Consider the following 2,321-nt stretch of genomic DNA (forward strand, 5'->3'; position numbering starts at 1 on the left):
TGGGGCTGGGGTGGGGGGGGTTTGTCTGTCGGTTGGGGTGGCGGTGGGGGGGGGGGGGGGGGGGGGGCGTCGGCGGGGGGGGGGGGGGGGCGGGGGGGGGCCCCCCCCCCCGCCGGGGTGCCCGGCGGCTCGCTCAGCGCAGTGCGTCCTTGCGGAGGAAACGTTTCAGCCGCTGCCAGGGCCAGGTGTTGATCACGTCCTCGGCGGTGAGCCAGCCGCGCTGCGCCGTACCGATGCCGAAGCGCGGGTAGGCGAGCTGCCCGGTGGCGTGGGCGTCGCTGTCGATCGCGAAGCGGACGCCGTGCCGCTTCGCCCGCAGGACGTCCTCGTCGCGCAGGTCGAGCCGCTGCGGGGAACTGTTGATCTCGATCGCGGTGCCGGTGCGCGCGGCGGCCGCGAACACCGCGTCCAGGTCGACGTCGATCGGGCCGCGGCGGCCGATCCTCCGGGTGGTGAGGTGGCCGATGACGTGCACGTGCGGATTCTCGCAGGCGCGGATCAGCCGGCGGGTCTGGGCGGTCCGGTCGGCGGTGAAGTGCGAGTGCACGGAGGCCACGCAGACGTCGAAGCCGGCCAGGAACCCGGGCGGCCAGTCCACCCCGCCGTCCGGGCCGATGTTCAGCTCGGTGCCGTGCAGGAGGCGCAGCTTCCGGTGGCGGTCGGCGAGTCGGCGCAGCCGCTCGCGCTGGGCGAGCATCTTCTCGTCCGTCATCCGCTGCATCACCAGGTCCGGGGCGTGGTCGGTGACGGCGTAGTAGGAGTAGCCGCGGGCGGCCGCGGTGTCGATCATCTCTTCCAGGGTGGCCAGGCCGTCGGTCAGGTCGGTGTGCGTGTGCAGGTCGCCGCGCAGGTCCGACTCCTGGACCAGAGCAGGGAGTTCACCGCGCAGGGCGGCCTCGATCTCGCCCCGGTCCTCGCGCAGCGGCGGCGCGATCCACGGCAGGCCGAGCGCCGCGTACACCTCGTCCTCGGTCGCGGACGCCACCTTGGCGCCGTCCTCTTTCTCGCCGTCCTCTCCTTCGCGGCCCTCTCCTTCGGCGGTGGTCCGGAACAGGCCGTACTCCGAGAGCTTCAGCCCGGCCCGGACGGCCATCGTGCGCAGCCTGATGTTGTGCGCCTTCGATCCGGTGAAGTAGACGAGCGCCGCGCCCCAGTCCTCCTCCGGGACGACCCGCAGGTCCACCTGCACGCCCCCGGTGGTGCGCACCGAGGTCTTGGTCGGACCGCTCGCGATCACCTCGGCCACGTACGGGAGTCCGGTGAGCGCGGCCATCAGCGGGGCGGAGTCGGCGGCGGTCGCCAGCACGTCGACGTCGCCGACCGTCTCGCGCATCCGGCGCAGCGACCCCGCGTACGCGCAGCGGGTGCAGCCGGGTACGGCGGACAGCGCGGCGACGAGCTGCTCGGCCAGTTCGGTGGCCGCGTCGAGCAGCGTGCGGCCGCCGGAGCGCCGCAGCAACTCGATGCCGTGCAGGATCTTCTCGCCGCTGCGCTCGCCGAAGCCCGCCACGCCGGACAGCCGGTCGGAGCGGACCGCCTCGGCCAGGTCGTCGACGGAGGAGATGCCCAGGTCGCGGTCGAGGGCGAGGGCGCGCTTGGGGCCGACGCCGGGTACGGCCGTCATCTCCCGGACCCCGGACGGGACTTCGGCGCGCAGGGTCTCCAGGGCGGCGATCCGCCCGGTGGCGAGGTACTCGGCGACCTTCTCGGCGGTGGACTTCCCCACGCCGGAGATCTGCTGCAGGCCCTTGACGTCCAGGCCGGCGATGTCCTCGGAGTGGCCGCCCACCGCGCGGGCGGCCTTCTCGTAGGCCCGCGCCCGGAAGGCGTCCCCGCCGGTGATGTTGATCAGGTCGGCGTACTCCTGGAGCAGCTCCCGCACCTGGTCGTTGAGCCGGGGCATGGGGCCAGTCTAGGGCGGGTCCTCGGGCTCCGGCCTGGGCGGCGGCCCTCCGGGCGGGCGAAGGGAGTTCGTGAGGCCCGGCCCGGGGCCGGCGGCGCCGCGTCGCGGGCCCGGGGCGGCGCTGCCGCGGGGGGCCACGGCGGGGCCGGCGGGGGCGGTGGGGGTGGTCAGGCGGTGGCGGGCGGCGGCGAGGAGTTCGTCGGACAGGGCGGGGTCCTCGCTGGCGCGGGCCAGGAGGAGCGCGCCGACCATGGTGGACAGGTCGGCGAGGGCGCTCTCGCGTTCGGCGGCGTCGGGCAGGTGCTGGAAGCCGTCGGCCAGGTCGCGCAGTCCGGCGGTGAAGGCGGTGCGCAGCGGGGAGCCGGGTTCGGCGCGGGCCGCGTCGGGGGGGGGGGCGGGGGGAGGCGCGGACCAGCCA

Annotated in this window: 1 protein-coding gene and 1 pseudogene; both read right to left on the minus strand. The window is 75.5% G+C overall.

Going from position 1 to position 2,321, the window contains the following annotated elements:
• Nucleotides 1-133 precede the first annotated feature (133 nt).
• A complete protein-coding gene (gene polX, locus ACFV61_RS35590) occupies nt 134-1,903 on the minus strand; it encodes a DNA polymerase/3'-5' exonuclease PolX (protein WP_380496297.1) in 1,770 nt (589 codons plus the stop codon).
• Nucleotides 1,904-1,912: 9 nt separating this feature from the next.
• Nucleotides 1,913-2,321, minus strand: a pseudogene (locus tag ACFV61_RS35595) (hypothetical protein); the annotation flags it as partial.

The organism is Kitasatospora sp. NPDC059817 (genome assembly GCF_042731835.1).
Taxonomy (GTDB): Bacteria; Actinomycetota; Actinomycetes; order Streptomycetales; family Streptomycetaceae; genus Kitasatospora.

Excerpts from the sequence above, each read along its gene's own strand:
- polX (WP_380496297.1), bottom strand. The coding sequence starts at position 1,903 with ATGCCCCGGCTCAACGACCAGGTGCGGGAGCTGCTCCAGGAGTACGCC.